We start from the raw sequence: 16,307 nt of genomic DNA, 5'->3' as shown, positions 1-16,307 counted from the left end.
AGGGCCCTGAGTACGATGCGGGCGCACAGGTTGTAGGCAGTTAAGGGATCAGGAATCAATTAGTGCTTTTTTATTAGCAGAAATGTTTTGAAAGGGCTTTCTAATATTAATAATGATAGATGTGGCACAGTTATATATCGTTTAACGTGCCTTGCATGGCCAAAGGAATTGGTTTTCGCTTTAAAACACTCTTTTTTTGAAGTATTATCGGCGCAACCAAAGGTTAAAACTATTTTAATAGACCGCAGGGTCAGCATCTCGGGAAGAGATGTGTATTAGCTGAAGAGGTTGGTAATGTCACTGTTAAATGAATATATGAAAAAAGAACAACTGCTCAAGCAGCTGCGCGATGAATTGCAGCAACTTGAGCAGGATCAAAGGCTCAAGGGTGAGCTCGAGTTCAAGGAAAAGCTTGAGCAGCTTATGCAGTCCCATGACAAGACAGCCGCTGATGTCATTGATATTCTTGATCCTAATGACGTGCAGTCCGCTACCAGGCAGCCCTCTTCGTCTGACAGCCAGAGCGCAGGCCGGCGCAAGCGCAAGTTGAAGGTATATCGCAACCCGCATAGCGGTGAGGTTGTAGAGACTCGCGGTGGTAATCAGAAAACGCTCAAGGCATGGAAGGAAGAGTACGGTAACGATACGGTTGAGCAGTGGCTTGAGCGTACTGAGTAAGTTTCTCCCTTCGAAGGGCCGCCAAGCGGCCCTTTTTTATGCCTAGGGTTTTATTTTAGAGTTGTTTGCCAACAAAAAAGCATCTTCCATGACATGTCCTGCCAAAATATTTAGTGTTGGCTTCAGGCCATGTGTTTTCTGCACAAGCGTCAAAACAATAACCGTTTAAAATATTCGAAGGCCATTGACGGGGTGATCTATCGTCTTATCAAGGGGGTTTTGTAACACGCCGTGACATGATGGTTTGTAAAAAGCCCCGGGTGGTTAATGGCGGGTGAGATGCTGGTGCTGTAGAATCTCGAAATAATGATGCGCAAAGCAGCATACCCTCGCCAATGGGGGTCTGATAGCATCAGCGGCAATCCAGAAGTCTGAATAATTTTATCTGACCTTTAATTAAAGACCGCCGGCATCTTTGCCGATTCCTTTAATAGGGTCAGGTCATGCTATTGAGGCGTCGATTCGACTTGTAGTCATGGACTGCTGCATCATGCGATACCGCTCGGCCAGCGCCGAGTAGAACAGCAACATCGGCGGTATTTTATGGCCTCGGAAACACGCCAGTATCGACATTCCGTGGCGGTAGCGTGTCCAGACGCCGGAATAATTTTGACAGGAGTAAGCGGTTAATGAAGCGGCTGCTGAGTTGTGCCTTGTTGGGGAGCTCCCTTTTTCTGGGAGGCTGTGTTCTTTCTCCCGGTAGTGATATGCCCTACGAAAATTCGGGGCCACCCATTGATGATCTGGTAGATGTGCAGCCCATCACTTTTGGCCTTGTGCAGGCGCAAAACGCAGCCCGCAAGGAGTTCAGCTCTCAGCAAGGCTTGAAAGAGGCCTCTGATGAGATGAAGTTCGACGCCAGCGATTATGAGTATCGTATAGGCAAGGGCGATATTCTCAATATTGTCGTTTATGACCATCCTGAACTTACCATTCCGGCAGGAGGAGAGCGAAGCTCCGTTGAGACCGGGAACGTGGTGCATGGTGATGGCACCATTTTCTATCCCTATGTGGGCCGTATCCATGTCGCCGGCAAAAATGTCGCCGATGTCCGTACCCAGATTGCTGCTGCATTGGCCGATTACATTGCCGAGCCGCAGGTTGAAGTCAATATTGCCAGTTTCCAGTCCCAGAAGGCCTATGTCAGCGGGCAGGTATCCAACCCCGGTCAGCAGCCCATTACTAATACGCCACTCACGGTGCTGGATGCAATCAGTAGTGCCGGTGGTCTTAACGAAAACGCTGACTGGCGACATGTGGTCCTGACCCATAATGGTCAGGAAGAAATCATCAACGTTTATGACATGCTGCAAAATGGCCAGATCAGCCAGAATCGCCTGCTTCATGATGGCGATGTGCTGCACGTACCTGATGTTGGTGATGAAAAGGTTTATGTGCTTGGTGAGGTTCAAAGACCGCAGGATCTGCCGATGGGTGGACACCGCTTTAATCTGGTGGATGCCCTGAGCCAGTCGGGCGGCATTGATGAAATTCAGGCACGTGCATCGGGTATTTTCGTTATCCGACAGGGTGGCCCGGGCGATAAGCAGGCAACGGTTTATCAGCTTGATGCCAGTAATGCTGCAGCCTATGTCATTGGTACAGAGTTCCAGCTTGAGCCGAGAGACATTGTCTATGTCACGACCGCGCCGATCAGCCGCTGGAACCGCGTGATCAGCCAGTTGCTGCCGTCCACAAACCTTACTCGTCAATCGGTTGGCTCGGTCAGAGACTATAACGACCTCTAACGGAGCCCGCGCTATCCGGGCATCTGGATAGCGCGCCCCTTGAGTCGGCAGTATCGGAAATGAGCGCTGTATAAAACTGACAGAGATGCTCATGTACCATTTCGTAAATGGAATCAGTGATAAATCAATATGGCCTCGAATACTGAAAAATATCAGTCAGCCGATTCCGGCGAAGAGCTTGATCTAGGTCGGCTTTTCGGTCTGATGATTGATAACAAGTGGCTGATCGCCCTGATCGTATGCGTGTTTACGTTTCTCGGGATTTTATATGTCACTTTTAAAACGCCGGTCTATCAAAGTGATGCCCTTCTCGAAATAGAAGGGCGTGCCAATCCGGCCAGCAATCCGGTGCAAAATCTCGGCGTTTTTGGGGACACCCCACGATCAACCGCCGAAATGCAGATCCTTACGTCGCGAATGGTCCTGGGTCAGGCGGCTGATCGCCTTAATCTCCAGCTGAGCATTACGCCCGACGGCCTTCCGATTCTGGGAGATACGCTGGCGCGTCGTGGGATTGAGCGTCCTTCCTTTGCTCAAGGCTGGTCGTCGGTATGGGCCGGAGAAAGCATCAATGTTACCCGCTTTGTTGTTCCTGACAGCTGGATCAACCGCCCGCTGACCATCAAGTCGCTGGGTAACGATCGCTATGAGCTTCGTGACGATGGGCAGTTGGTTCTGGAAGGTCAGGTAGGCCAGCTGGCGCAATCACGTGATGGCAATGTTGAAATGCGCGTCATGGACATGACGGCAGGTCAAGGCGCTGAATTTACTGTCGTCAAGCGTTCACGTCTGTCAGCAATCAACAGCCTGCGCGCCGGTTTTGACGTTGAAGAAGTGGGCCGCTCCGGAACGGGCATACTGCAACTGACGCTAAACGGTACTGATCGAGATGAAATCCGTAACAGCCTCAAGGCCATTACTGATATTTACATCACGCAAAATATTGAAAGGCAGTCTGCTGAAGCGCAGCAAAGTCTCGACTTCCTGAATCAGCAGGCGCCACGTGTTCGTGACAGCCTGGTTGAAGCCGAAAACAAGCTGAATAACTATCGTGTGAATCAGGATTCCGTTGACCTTGATCAGGAAACTTCTTCAGTACTGAATCAAATCGTCAACCTCGATAATCAGCTTAACCAGCTCAAGTTTGACGAAGCGGACTTGTCACGTCGTTTTAACAAGAGTCATCCCCAATATCAGGCATTGCTGCAAAAGCGTGAAGAGCTCAATGCCGAGAAGGAGAGACTGCAAAAGCGTGTTGACGGCCTGCCTGAAACACAGCAGGAAGTTCTACGGCTTCAGCGTGATGTGAACGTCAATCAGGAAATGTACGTTCAGATGCTTAACCGCATGCAGGAGATGAACATTGCAAAAGCGGGTGCCGTTGGCAACGTTCGCATCATCGATGACTCCACCCTGCAGAACAGCCCGGTAGCACCACGCAAGGTTCTTGTCACGGTTATCGCTTTTGTGCTCGGCCTGGTGATTGCCATTATTGTGGTCTTGATCCGTCGCATCATGAATCGTGGCATCGAAAGCCCCGAGCAGCTTGAACAGATCGGTATGCCCGTTTACGCCTCTATACCGTTAAGCGGTAACCAGAGCGGCCTGGTAAAAAGAACGCGTGGAAATCGCAATCTGCGTATCGGGCGCAATCAGAGTGCAAGAAATACGGTGGATACCGGTGTTCTGGCTCTGCGCAACTCTGATGACCAGGCTGTTGAAGCCGTACGTAGCCTGCGCACCAGCCTGCACTTTGCCATGATGGAAGCTCCCAATGCGCGGCTCATGATCAGCAGTGCCAGCCCGGGCGCCGGCAAAAGCTTCGTAGTGTCAAATCTGGGCGTGGTCTGTGCTCAGGCAGGGCAGCGAGTGCTGGTCATTGACGCTGATATGCGTATGGGACATCTTCATCATGTCTTCAAGGGCCGGTCAGAAAAGGGACTGAGCGATATTCTGGCGCGCAGGACCACGGCTTCTGAAGTGGTACGCTCCGGTGGCGTTGATGGGCTGGACTTTATTTCCCGAGGTGCCGCGCCGCCGAATCCTGCTGAACTTCTGATGAGTGCCGGATTCAGCGAACTGTTGGCCTGGGCTGATCAGCATTATGACTTGATCATCATTGATACCCCGCCGATTCTGGCCGTCACGGATGCTGCAATTATCGGTAAGCAGGCAGGCACCAACATGCTGCTGGCACGATATGGCGTAAATCCTCCTGCTGAAATTGAACAGGCAAGGCGTCGATTTGAGCACAGTGGTGTTGAGATCAAGGGAACTGTTCTTAATGGTATAGAACAGACAGCATCCCATCGCTATGGCGGCAACTACGGTAATTACCATTACAGTTATGGCAAAAAGTCGTAAAGATTAAAAGACCGTCTCGTGGCCACTCTGCTTCAGGTAGAGTGGCCATATCGGAAGTGAGAACAGCAACATGGAAACGTTCACAAATTTCATGGAACACAATCGTCGCCATTCCCGGTGGTATGAAAAACTTCTTTTAAGCTATCGCTTTAATCAGGCGCTGGGACTAATTATCGCTGTGCTGTTTCCAGCACTGTTTCAGTGGAACTGGAATCTTGTCACGGAGTGGCAGGCCGAGCGATGTGTTACATTGCTGGGCACAGCTCTGGCTTATCTGGTAGCCATCGTCGCTGTACACAGCCTCGTTAATTTTCCCAGAACCAAGGCTTTTCTATATATTATTCCTTTCATTACAATGTCTTATATTGTAATGGTAGCTGTCTTGCTGAGTCTGCACATCGAAATTGCAACCACGCAGATTGTGCTTTCCTATCTGATCGCCGTACTTTATTGCTCGCTTGGCTATCAGATCAGTACCAGATATAGAACACGCAAGCTTGCTGTAGTGCCTTTTGGCCGCGTACACGAATTTTGCCATGACCAAAGTGTTGACTGGCGCTGGCTGGAGAAGCCCGACCTTGAAACCATGCGGGTAGACGGGGTCGTTGCAGATTTGCGTGCGGATCTGGATGATGGTTGGCAAAAATTTCTGGCCGACTGCACGATACATCGTATTCCGGTATTCAACGCCAGACAGATCCATGAGTCCATTACTGGCCGCGTGCATCTTGACCACCTGTACGAGAACAAGTTCGGCAGTTTAACACCCAGCGAAAACTATGAATTCGCCAAGCGTATCATTGATGTTTTTGGTGTTCTGCTGGTATTGCCGGTTGTCCTGCCAATCATGCTTGCAACAATGATTATTATCAAAAGAGACGATCCGGGTCCGGCATTTTTTAATCAGCAGCGCATGGGATTCCGTTGTCGCCCGTTCAAACTGTTCAAGTTTCGCAGCATGTATATGAATCATGACGGTCTTGGCTTTACATCCGAGGGCGAAGATCCTCGCATTACGCGAGTAGGCAAGGTCATCAGAAAATACCGTATTGATGAGCTGCCGCAGCTTTTTAATGTGCTCAAGGGCGACATGAGTCTGATTGGCCCAAGGCCCGAATCGTGCAATCTGGCCGAATGGTATGAACGAGATGTGCCATTTTTTAACTATCGCCATGTTGTGCGTCCTGGCATCTCCGGGTGGGCGCAGGTTGAGCTGGGTTATGCTGCCGAAGTAGAAGGCATGACTAAAAAACTTGAGCATGACTTTTATTACATCAAGAATTTTTCATTCTGGCTGGACGTTCTTATTGTCATTCGCACTATAAAGACAATGCTGACAGGCTTTGGCGCCAGATAATATTATTAGTAACCATTTTTCTGGGCGTTAACTATCAAGTTGATGCTCAGAATTTTATTTTAGGGTGATCGATTCGCCCAAATTAAAAATAGTTTATGACGTGTCTTGAGGTATCGGTTAATACCTTGAGACAAAACGATTCGTACTGTGTGGGATAAGCATGTCTAAATATAGTTATATAATCAACTCTGGGTGGTGGTGCGGTGAAAAAACACCTGAAAATGACAAAAGAGTTGAATATGGCTCAAGTGAAATAAGAGGCGTCGCTTTTTTTCGCGAATGGTATGAGTCGGTAAATCGTCATACTTCACCAACCAAAATTATAGTGGTTGATTCTGCTTCGCCCACCATCCCTGAAATGCCAGACGATGATCGTATGGAATTTATCAGTATGGATGTGAATGGCGGTCATTCCACGAGTCATTTGGGGAAATACGCTGGCTGCACCAGGTGCTTTATCGTGGGGTTGGCATATGCCTATGCAAGCGAGGCTGACTACTGGGTATACGTTGAGCAGGATGCACTGATGTTTGGCGAGGGCATTATTGAGCACGCCATCGATAGCATGACCTCTGACTTCATGTTTGGTGATAGAGGTAATACACCTCAGCCATTACAACAGTCGATGATGATTATTCGCAAACCTGCAATCCCTGGATTTTTAAATGCTTATGCGAAAATCAAGGCAACTGATGAAGTCATCACCCCTGAAATGAAATTTGCTATAGCGTCAACGAAGATAGCTCAGTGGTTGCCTGAAAAATTATTCCACCAGCGAGACTATAGTACTTTCAAAAACAAGCTGATAAATAAGCTGCAGTATTGGCTGTTTAAATATGGCAGAGGTTATGACGTGTTTCCCTTTGGGTTTGGTCGTGCAAAACCAGTCAATTTTGACGATAAATACGGTTACTTTCAGCACGGCGATGATCAAGAGCTTCAAAGGTATAGGGAAACCGTCAATAAGGAAATATCTTGATGAAAGTACTTCATCTTGTTTCTGATTTCTCCAATTCTTCCGAAACCTTTATCTATGATCTCATTGTAGATATGGAAGGAATGGGGGTGGAAAATCATGTTGTGACCAATCGTCATATCAACAAGATCGAGCGGCCCTTTAGCAGGGTTATCAGTTTTGATATAGATCGCCGGAATATTTTTGAAAAAATATCAAAGCGTGGGCGTCGGAAGATTTTTAACGATTACCATGTGTTTGAGCAAAAAAAGTTGCAAAAGGTTGTTGATGATATTCAGCCTGATGTGCTGCATAGTCATTTTAACTATTTTTTTGAAAACATACATGATGTGATAGAAAATGGCTTCCAAGGGCGCGTTATCATATCTACGCATGGTATTGATGTTGTCAGTAATAAGTTGTATGGACAGCCCCAGTACGTAGAAAAGGTTTACAGTTGCCAGCAGCATGACAATATATATTTTACAGCCCCTTCTCATTATCTGAAAAAAAAATTACAGGATATATTCGGAATTCCGGGCGAAAAAATCATTGTATTGCCCAATTGCGTCAATATCTCAATGGCAGATTTCGAAGAGAAAAAGGTTGATTCCGGAAAAGAGGTTTCTATTGTCAATATTGGTCGATTCGTAGGTTTCAAGGGGCAAACTTATCTGATCGATGCATTGTCCATGCTTCATGAAAATGGATATAAGCAAGTTACCTTGAAATTGATCGGATTCGGCCCTCTAGAGAATATGTTGCGGCAGCAGGCTATTAATCTGGGTCTTGAAAGCGCTGTTGATTTCAAAATTGATCTGTCACGTGAAAAGATATTTGAAGAGCTATCAGCCAGTGATATCTATATTCAATCTTCTATCCAGGATGAAGAGACTGGCCAGGAAGAGAGTTTTGGAATTGCAGTGCTTGAAGCTATATCTGTAGGTTTGCCGGTGGTAGTCACTGATAGTGGCGGTCTGCCTGACACAATCTGTGCGGCACCCTATCAGCCAATGACTCAGATCATCGAAGCTAAAAACAGTCAGGCCATCTATCAGGCTGTAATCGATATTATTGAAAGTGAACATCCGCCGCTCAAGAAGGAGCAGGTAGACGAGCTGCTGTCAAATTTCAGTACAGATAGCAACCGTGAAAAAATGCTTGATCTATATCGCGGTGTATAAGGAAGTCAAATGAGTAATACGGATACAATGAATCGGGATCTCAAATCCGGTTTCGTCTTTGGCTTCATCGAAAGATACTCAAACCTGATCGTACAATTTGTTGTCACCATGGTGTTGGCAAGGTTTTTAACGCCGAGTGAATTCGGGGTTGTCGCAACTGTCATGGTGATCATTTTTTTCTTTAACCTTTTGGGAGAAATGGGGCTCGGACCTGCCATTATTTATCACAAGGAGTTGACAGCCAAAGAAATACGCGGCCTTTTCCTTATTTGTTTTGTGGTAGGCATAGCGCTATATTTTATATTTTCAGCGGGTTCGTATCTGGCTGTCGATTTTTTTAATAACGATATTTACTATGGTGTCATGCCGTTAATTGGCGCCATGATTCTGTTTTCAGTTGTCTCAATTGTGCCTGAAACCTTATTGAGGCGGGAAAAAAGATTTAGCGTCGTTGCCATTATTACGCTGATTAGTGCACTGGTTTCTGGAGCCATTGCCTGCGTCATGGCTTATCGTGGTTATGGCGTTTATGCGCTGGTCTGGAAATCCATTGTCTACACAGGTATGAGATTCGTTCTAGTCTGTGTGTATGCTGGATGGCGTAATCTTATCGGTAAAATTGCCCTGACCGGATTTAAAACCGTATTGGGGTTTTCCACTTACCAGTTCATGTTTAACTTTTTGAACTACTTTTCCAGAAATTCAGACAAGATTTTAATTTCCAAATTTATTGGTGAGGCAGCAGTAGGGCTCTACGATATGGCATATCGCCTTATGATGCTGCCTATCCAGAATATCTCTGGCATTGCAACAGCGGCACTTCAGCCGGTATATAGTACCTTTGGCCAGAAAGAAATCGCTAAAAGTTATAACGGGCTCATCAATAAAATATTTTTTCTTGGTTTCTTTGTCGCTATCTATATAGTGCTTTTCTCGGACAAAATTATATATGTTCTTTATGGGGCTGGTTGGGAGCAGTCTTCTGTAATTCTACAATGTTTAACTCCCTTTTTAATATTTCAGATTGTTCTCGCAACGACTGGTGGCATATGGCAAACCTTGGGGCAAACACGATCTCTGTTTTATTGTGGCGTTTTTTCCTCTGTCACCAGCGTGTCGGCTATTTCGATAGGCGTATATTTGGGAAATCTTTATCTGGTTGCCTTGCTGCTTTCAGCAGCCAGTATTCTTAATTTCATGCAGTGTTTTTGGTTGTTACATGCCAAGAATGAAAACTTTAGGATGAGTGCCATGCTAAAGGGTATGCCTGCGACAGCATTGCTTTCCATCTTTATTCTGCTGGTCATGTTTTTTGCAGTATATTTAATGCCGTCGCCCTTTGGCTTTATGTCAAATAAAACGCTTTCCAATCTTTGCGATATGGTGGTTTTTGGTGTTGTGCAATTGATTGTGGCTTTGGTGGCAGGCATCATTTTAAAAAATGAATCGGCAACATTTTTTGCCAAAATACTTCAAAAGCCTTTAAGAAAAATGAAATTGATTTCAGGGTAATCGAGTTTAAACAATGAAACTATCAGTAGTCATTCCAACTTATCGTAGCAGTAGCTTCATCAAGGACACGCTCGAAAGCGTTCATCAATCTGCGCGCGATCACGATTATGAAATCATTCTGGTGGATGACTGTTCTGATGATATAGAAGCTCTGGCGGCAATCGTTGCTGAATCACCTAATACTACCCTGGTAAGAAAGGGGCAGAAGTCAAACGCAGCAGTATCGCGCAACATTGGCATTGAACAGGCTTCTGGTAGCCATATTTTTTTGCTTGATTCTGATGATCATTTTACATTGGATTACGTTAACGAACGCCTGAGATTTATGCGCCGGCATCATCATGATTTCTGTTTTGGCGCCTATACCGATGTTTCAATCGATGGTGAAAGAGATTTCATCGAGCAACCTGATATCCGTGATCCCCGACACTATCTCTTTATAGAAGATAAAGACATAAGAACCTCCACGATCAGTTTTCTGGCTGAGCGAAAGGAAACCTTTCGCTTTAACGAAAGCCTGAATAAACATCAGGACTGGGGTTTTCTGATTGATACTGCCGAGCATAGCAGGTCATGGGGATACGATCCGGTGCCTGGGGTCCGCTTGAATTGCGATCGCGATGGACGTATGAGTGGCTCAATGAATATGGAGGCCAGCAAGGTGTTCATGAACAAATATCTTGTAGATCCTCAGCATATCAGTGGTTTTGCCAAACGCCATTTCGTGCTTGCAGCCTTGTTAAAAGATCATGGCGCCTATCGCTTTTTTTCAGATCGTATTATGCCTGAGCTTTTAAAGCCAAAGTTCAAAACGATCAAGCTGGCGGGGGATGCGCTTGATAGGATTGGTTTGTTCTGTTTGTTGCCTCGTTTGCTTGGCACCTATAAAGCCATAGCCAGATTAAAAAAATCTTGATGGGTTAGTATATGACTGCTGAGCTTGCATGGTATCTTGTGTTGTGCGTTTTCTCGTTCTTTTATTGTTTTCTTAATAAAAGAACGCCATTTGTTGTGGTTACCTATGGTATTGCCCTTTTTTACCTCTGGATTGTGCGTAATTCGGGGTTTGATTACGACATGGCAGGCTATGCCAAGTATCTTTCCAGTACTCTGGATTTTGCAACGGCATCAACCTACTACACGCGCGAATTTGTGTACTGGTTTGGTTCGGGATATCTATATGAATGGATTCGTGATGATGTCACGACGCTTTGGGTCATCGACCTTATCTGGTTGTCTCTTCTGTTTTATGCAGTAGGCAATCGTAAGCAAAGCCTGAGCATACCTCTATATGTGGCGCCTTTCATGCTTGTGTTTTTTCCAGTATTGATGGGCTATGAAAATGTATATCGGCAGCTGATCGCCTGTATGTTTATATTGTATGCTTTCTTTGGTGTCAGAAACCTTTTTCTGGCCGGCATCTTTGGTTTGTTGGCGCTGTTTACGCATAATGCTTCAATTGTTTATATGCCTTTGCTGTATCTCTTTGCAGTTACCAAAGGAATGACGAAACCCAGACTCAGCTTTTTTCACAAGGGCGTATTTTCCTCCCTGTATTTGTTGATGCTGGGAGGCGTGTATTACTCTTCTTTGGCAGATAGCGAGTTTGCTAAATCGTCAAGCACAACAGGTCTGCCATTGACCTATGCTTACTTGATGGTCTTTATGGCTATGGCGTTTATAGCTTTCCTGATTTCAAACTTTAATTTCAATCGGTTTTTGAAAAACAATATTTCGCTCGCGTATGCCATATTTACCTTTGTGGCATTTATCCCCGCCCTTGGTGGGGCTCAGGCAGAAAGAATTGGCATGATGCTTTTGGTGGTTATTGTCCCGATTTTTGCCATGAATCTTGATCGTGCCATGAAAACTCAGAGCGAACGGATTCTAATGAGGGTCTTGTTTGTTCTGGTAGGCATCGCGCCAACGTTTTTGTTCAGCTCGGCATTCAACTTTCTTACCACTGCTTCACGTCAGATCGGCTAAAGCATGGAGAAAATATTGAAAATTGCTCAGATCATTACTGAGTTCAAGCCCAACGGTCCGGGATATGTCGTCAAAAACATTGTTGATAATCTACCGGCGGGCATGGAATCGACAATCTTTTATCTTCGCGGACCATCAACGCTTGAGGCAAACTGCAATATTCAGCCTATAAGCTTTCGTGATGCCAGTGTACTTAAAAAATTCGATATTGTTCACTCTCATGGCATCAGGCCCGATCTTTTGTCTGCATGTGCAGGCGTTTTCAGCAGGAAGGCAGTGCATGTTTCTACGTTGCACAACTATGCAAGAGATGAGCTTCTTAATATCTACGGCTCGAAAGTCGCCATGCTGGCAACCCCTGTATGGATGGCGACATGGCGACGCATGAGCTCTCTGGCAGTATTGACGGAAGATGCCAGAGAATTTTATTCGAGTACGTTGCCAGCCGAAAAACTGCATGTGGTTCATAACGGTATTGGTGAGCTACCGCAGATAAGCCCGCTTGATGATGATGATCGCGCTGAACTGGAAAAACTGTCGAGTCAGTATCATATACTGGGAACCAATGCGCATCTCATTAAGCGCAAGGGCATCGATCAGGTGATTAAAGCATTGGTCGATATGCCCGATTGTGCTTTGGTCGTTGTAGGCGATGGCTCTTACCGGCAAGCTTTAATGGAGCTCTCAAAGGATTTGGGGGTTTCTGAAAGATGCTGGTTTACGGGTTATCGCAATAATATTGCTGCTTTTCTGCCCCATTACGACGCTTACATCATGCCCAGTCGAAGCGAGGGTTTTGGCCTTGCGCTTTTGGAGGCGATGCAGGTCCGACTGCCCTGTATATGCAGTGATATTAATGTCTTCAAGGAAATCATGGGTACACAGGCCGCCTTTTTTACGCTTGAAGACTCGGCTTCTCTCAAGGGTGCCGTTCATTTTGCGCTTGATCACCGTGAAGCATTGGCTGAAGGCGGTTACAGGAGGTACCTGCAGAAGTTTACGGGTGAAGCCATGGGCTATGCATATGCCGAATTTTACGAGAAAGCAGTGTCTCGGCATCGGTAGTTTATTGATGGATGACAGTGTTTATCCGAAGGCCAGTGTGTCAACGCCATTGGTTCCTGTATCAATTAATTGATATGAGAGTCATGGCACATGACTTGATCGCTAAATTACAGGCAGGAAAAGATTAAAATGAAATTTTCGGTGCTGATGTCCGTTTATGACAAGGAATCGCCACGCTTCTTACGTGAGTGCCTTGAAAGCATCAGGACACAAGGCGTGCAGCCTGATGAGGTTGTCATTGTTGAAGATGGTCCAATCAATGATCAACTGCATGCAGCGCTCGATGAATACCGCCCCACATTGAATATTGTTTCCGTAAGACTTCCCGAGAACAAGGGACTGGGTGAGGCGCTCAACACGGGCCTTGAGCACTGCCGTAATGATCTGGTCGCCAGAATGGATACGGATGATCACTGCTGCCCTGGCCGCTTCGAGCTGCAGGTCAATTACATGATCGCCCATCCCGAGGTCGATATGCTTGGAGGGGCCATTGCAGAGTTCAATGAAGACCCGACAAAACCACACGCCATTCGTGAGCTACCCACAGGCAAAGAGCAAGTAGCGCGGTTTGCACGCTCACGATGCCCGGTCAATCACATGACGGTAATGTTCCGTCGTGCAGCCATCCTCAAGGCCGGGGGATATCAGCATTTTTTGGGTATCGAAGATTATTATCTATGGGCTCGTCTGTTGTGTCAGGGCAGTCATATCGATAATGTCAGCGATATCTTGGTTAATGCTCGTGTGGGTAACGGGATGCTGGCAAGGCGTCGGGGCTGGCATTATTTCAAGCAGGATGTGAAGCTTCAGAAAAAGTTTCACGATATGGGATTTGTTGGATCGGGGACCATGTACATGAACATCCTCAAGAGAGCCCCCTTGCGTCTTATGCCCGAAAAACTGCTTGCTGCGGTCTATCAGGGCATTTTGAGGAAAAAGCCGGCTGCCTGAGATTGTCGGCTCTCTGAGTCGATTAGCAGTACGTTTGCCCCGGTATAGGTCAAAAGCCTATACCGGGGTTTTTGATTTTCAGACATTGATAGAGAGATAAACGATTTAAAACGCTCGTTGCTCGGCTTATGCAAACCACCTCGGCAGGCTCGGCTGCTGCTGACGCGCGGGGTATAGTGTTAAAGTCATGGCGTAAAGGAAATAGACTAATGACAGAGCTGCTTGAGTCCGTAAAAAAAATCGCATGGGACGCCTGCGGCGCCATTATGGAAATCTATCAGGGTTCAATAGAAGTCACCGATAAATCTGACAATAGCCCCTTGACCCAGGCTGACCTGGCAGCACATCGACTGATCCAGCAGCGGCTATCTGGTCTGACGCCCTCATGGCCGCTGCTTTCAGAAGAGTCTGACGTTGATGAGATTGAAAACCGACTGTCATGGTCAACCTTCTGGTTGATTGATCCTCTGGATGGTACAAGGGAATTTATTAACCGAAATGGCGAGTTCACGGTCAATATCGCGTTGATACATGAGGGCAACCCGATTCTTGGTGTGATTGCTGCGCCTGTTTTAAGCACCATGTGGTATGCCGCGAAGGGCAAGGGAGCATGGCGTCAATGCTCAGGCGAACCAGAAGAGCGCATTGCTTCTGCGGCATGGCATCCTGATCGGTTGCTTCGGATTGTAGGCAGTCGCTCACATGGCAATGACAAGATGACGCGTTTGCTGGAGGCCATGCCGCCATGCCACCTGCAAGGCGTTGGAAGTTCTCTCAAGTTTTGTCGTATTGCGGAAGGCGCTGCCGATTGTTATCCAAGACCTGGTGCCACGTGTGAGTGGGACACAGGTGCTGCTCATATCCTTCTGGAAGAAGCCGGCGGTACGGTGCTTCAATTGGATACAAATACCCTGCAGGCAGGAGAAAGGCTTCGATATAACCAGCGCGATTCACTGATAAACCCTGATTTCATCGCCTTTGGACGAGGGCTTGATGAAAAATGGCGTTATCCCGGGTTTTTAAATGTTTCTGTGAGCAGGGCGCCTTAAATATTCCACGGCAGCTGCCGATAGTGTGTCAGAGAGAACAACGAATCCGTTTTTGCCTGCCAGGATTCCCCATTCCGGAGTGTTACAGATGGCTATCGAATCACTGGGTGTTGGTTCCAATCTTGATCTAACGTCGCTACTGTCCAGTCTCAAGAAATCAGAAGAGGCGAAGCTTGCACCTATCACTACCAAGCTTGCGTCGACCAACGCCAAGTTGTCGGGCTTTGGACAGTTGCAGAGTTCGCTTGAAGGCTTTCAAAAGGCTGCTCAAAAGCTCAATGGTTCCGAGCTATATAAAGGGTTTGCGACCAATGTCAGCGGTTCGGCATTGACGGCTACTGCCGGCAGTACGGCAGCTGCTGGCAGCTACGATATCAAGATCAACTCTTTGGCAACGGCACAGTCTCTGGCTACGGCCGGACGTACCGATACGACCAGCGCTATTGGAACAGGATCGCTGACCGTCAATGTGGGCGACAAGTCCACGGCCATTGATATTACTGATGGTTCTCTGGCCGGTATCCGCGATGCCATCAACAAAGCTGATGCGGGTGTAACGGCATCTATTGTCAATGATGGTAGTGGTACCCCTTACCGACTGGTATTGAACTCCCAGGCTACCGGCGCTGCGTCAACAATGTCCTTTTCAAGTGACAACAGTGATCTCGGGGCGCTTTTTTCCGGTACTACTGAAACAGTCGCTGCATCAGATGCTTCTCTGACGGTGAATGGCCTCGCCATCACAAGTGCCTCCAATACCATTGAAGAAGCCATTCAGGGCGTCACGCTCAATCTTGTTGAGACGACAGCGGAGGGAGCTTCCACAAAGCTGACTGTTAGCCAGGACACGGAAAGCGTTAAAACAGCAGTTGAAGATTTTGTAAAAGCCTATAACGCTTTGGCTGACAAGATTACATCACTAACTAAAGTCAGCGGCGAAGGAGATAGCGTCAAGGGCGCTTCATTAACAGGCAACAGCACTGTGCGATCGGTTCAGAGCACACTGCGTGATGCCATGAGCAATGCTGCGGCCGGTGAGGGAATGAATTATCTATTCGAAGCCGGCATCAATTTTACAAAGGATGGCAAGCTTGAAGTCGGCGATGAGAAAAAGCTCGATGATGCCCTGGCCAACAACCTTGATGGTATGAAGGGCCTGTTTTCTGGAGATGGAAAAACAGGTATTGCGGCCAGACTCGATACCAGTATTACCCAGATGCTAAAAGATAACGGCGCCGTGGGTAGTGCCAAAGCCGGCCTTGAAAGCTCGGTCAAAAGCCTTGAAGCCCGCAGTCTGAGAATGCAGGACACCATTGAGACGACAGTAGAACGCTACAAGAAACAGTTTCAACAGCTCGATGTAATGATGTCCAAGCTTAACAATACACAGTCTTACCTTAGCCAGCAGCTGGAAGCCCTTAACGGCGCTTCGAAAGATTAATCGTTTTATAGCGGCGG

The 16,307-nt window shown here is 47.0% G+C and carries 13 protein-coding genes; all 13 read left to right on the top strand.

The genetic code is table 11. The features are described from left to right. Positions 1 to 294: 294 nt before the first annotated feature. The 13 genes from KSP9073_RS14640 to fliD all read left to right on the top strand — a co-directional run bounded on the left by KSP9073_RS14640 (position 295) and on the right by fliD (position 16,290). Positions 295 to 678: a histone-like nucleoid-structuring protein, MvaT/MvaU family gene (locus KSP9073_RS14640; RefSeq protein WP_108843707.1), complete on the top strand. Its 384-nt coding sequence runs from the start codon at positions 295 to 297 to the stop codon at positions 676 to 678. Between the two features lie 629 nt (positions 679 to 1,307). Continuing rightward, complete coding sequence (locus KSP9073_RS14635) at positions 1,308 to 2,426, top strand: polysaccharide export protein (RefSeq protein ID WP_108843706.1); 1,119 nt, start codon at positions 1,308 to 1,310, stop codon at positions 2,424 to 2,426. Between the two features lie 129 nt (positions 2,427 to 2,555). Continuing rightward, complete coding sequence (locus KSP9073_RS14630) at positions 2,556 to 4,790, top strand: polysaccharide biosynthesis tyrosine autokinase (protein ID WP_108843705.1); 2,235 nt, start codon at positions 2,556 to 2,558, stop codon at positions 4,788 to 4,790. Between the two features lie 70 nt (positions 4,791 to 4,860). After that, complete coding sequence (locus KSP9073_RS14625) at positions 4,861 to 6,147, top strand: exopolysaccharide biosynthesis polyprenyl glycosylphosphotransferase (protein ID WP_108843704.1); 1,287 nt, start codon at positions 4,861 to 4,863, stop codon at positions 6,145 to 6,147. Positions 6,148 to 6,307: 160 nt separating this feature from the next. Beyond that, the gene (locus KSP9073_RS14620; RefSeq protein WP_133241037.1) at positions 6,308 to 7,126 is read left to right on the top strand and encodes a hypothetical protein; all 819 of its coding nucleotides are present in this window, start codon (positions 6,308 to 6,310) and stop codon (positions 7,124 to 7,126) included. Then, a complete protein-coding gene (locus KSP9073_RS14615; protein WP_108843702.1) occupies positions 7,126 to 8,286 on the top strand; it encodes a glycosyltransferase family 4 protein in 1,161 nt (386 codons plus the stop codon). Before KSP9073_RS14620 ends, KSP9073_RS14615 begins: the two co-directional genes overlap by 1 nt. Positions 8,287 to 8,295: 9 nt before the next feature. Then, a complete protein-coding gene (locus tag KSP9073_RS14610; protein WP_108843701.1) occupies positions 8,296 to 9,798 on the top strand; it encodes a lipopolysaccharide biosynthesis protein in 1,503 nt (500 codons plus the stop codon). A 13-nt stretch (positions 9,799 to 9,811) separates the two neighbouring features. Then, positions 9,812 to 10,714, top strand: coding sequence for a glycosyltransferase family 2 protein (locus KSP9073_RS14605; protein ID WP_108843700.1), 903 nt, complete (start codon positions 9,812 to 9,814; stop codon positions 10,712 to 10,714). A gap of 11 nt (positions 10,715 to 10,725) precedes the next feature. Next, complete coding sequence (locus tag KSP9073_RS14600; RefSeq protein WP_108843699.1) at positions 10,726 to 11,784, top strand: hypothetical protein; 1,059 nt, start codon at positions 10,726 to 10,728, stop codon at positions 11,782 to 11,784. Positions 11,785 to 11,799: 15 nt separating this feature from the next. Next, positions 11,800 to 12,849 (top strand): glycosyltransferase family 4 protein, encoded by a 1,050-nt coding sequence (locus KSP9073_RS14595; protein ID WP_165814270.1) that lies wholly within the window; start codon positions 11,800 to 11,802, stop codon positions 12,847 to 12,849. 129 nt (positions 12,850 to 12,978) lie between these two features. Next, positions 12,979 to 13,800 carry a glycosyltransferase gene (locus KSP9073_RS14590; protein ID WP_108843697.1) on the top strand — a complete coding sequence of 274 codons (822 nt, stop codon included), beginning with the start codon at positions 12,979 to 12,981 and terminating at the stop codon, positions 13,798 to 13,800. Positions 13,801 to 14,009: 209 nt separating this feature from the next. Continuing rightward, positions 14,010 to 14,849 (top strand): 3'(2'),5'-bisphosphate nucleotidase CysQ, encoded by an 840-nt coding sequence (cysQ, locus tag KSP9073_RS14585; protein ID WP_108843696.1) that lies wholly within the window; start codon positions 14,010 to 14,012, stop codon positions 14,847 to 14,849. 88 nt (positions 14,850 to 14,937) lie between these two features. Further along, positions 14,938 to 16,290: a flagellar filament capping protein FliD gene (fliD, locus tag KSP9073_RS14580; RefSeq protein WP_108843695.1), complete on the top strand. Its 1,353-nt coding sequence runs from the start codon at positions 14,938 to 14,940 to the stop codon at positions 16,288 to 16,290. Positions 16,291 to 16,307: the final 17 nt, after the last annotated feature.

The sequence above is a fragment of the Kushneria phyllosphaerae genome (assembly GCF_900312995.1).
Lineage (GTDB): Bacteria > Pseudomonadota > Gammaproteobacteria > Pseudomonadales > Halomonadaceae > Kushneria > Kushneria phyllosphaerae.
This window is presented reverse-complemented; position numbering and strand designations above follow the sequence as displayed.

Coding starts and splice junctions, on each gene's coding strand:
- KSP9073_RS14635 (WP_108843706.1), top strand. CDS start 1,308: ATGAAGCGGCTGCTGAGTTGTGCCTTGTTGGGGAGCTCCCTTTTTCTG.
- KSP9073_RS14590 (WP_108843697.1), top strand. CDS start 12,979: ATGAAATTTTCGGTGCTGATGTCCGTTTATGACAAGGAATCGCCACGC.
- cysQ (WP_108843696.1), top strand. CDS start 14,010: ATGACAGAGCTGCTTGAGTCCGTAAAAAAAATCGCATGGGACGCCTGC.
- KSP9073_RS14640 (WP_108843707.1), top strand. CDS start 295: ATGTCACTGTTAAATGAATATATGAAAAAAGAACAACTGCTCAAGCAG.
- KSP9073_RS14625 (WP_108843704.1), top strand. CDS start 4,861: ATGGAAACGTTCACAAATTTCATGGAACACAATCGTCGCCATTCCCGG.
- KSP9073_RS14615 (WP_108843702.1), top strand. CDS start 7,126: ATGAAAGTACTTCATCTTGTTTCTGATTTCTCCAATTCTTCCGAAACC.
- KSP9073_RS14620 (WP_133241037.1), top strand. CDS start 6,308: ATGTCTAAATATAGTTATATAATCAACTCTGGGTGGTGGTGCGGTGAA.
- KSP9073_RS14610 (WP_108843701.1), top strand. CDS start 8,296: ATGAGTAATACGGATACAATGAATCGGGATCTCAAATCCGGTTTCGTC.
- KSP9073_RS14605 (WP_108843700.1), top strand. CDS start 9,812: ATGAAACTATCAGTAGTCATTCCAACTTATCGTAGCAGTAGCTTCATC.
- fliD (WP_108843695.1), top strand. CDS start 14,938: ATGGCTATCGAATCACTGGGTGTTGGTTCCAATCTTGATCTAACGTCG.
- KSP9073_RS14630 (WP_108843705.1), top strand. CDS start 2,556: ATGGCCTCGAATACTGAAAAATATCAGTCAGCCGATTCCGGCGAAGAG.
- KSP9073_RS14600 (WP_108843699.1), top strand. CDS start 10,726: ATGACTGCTGAGCTTGCATGGTATCTTGTGTTGTGCGTTTTCTCGTTC.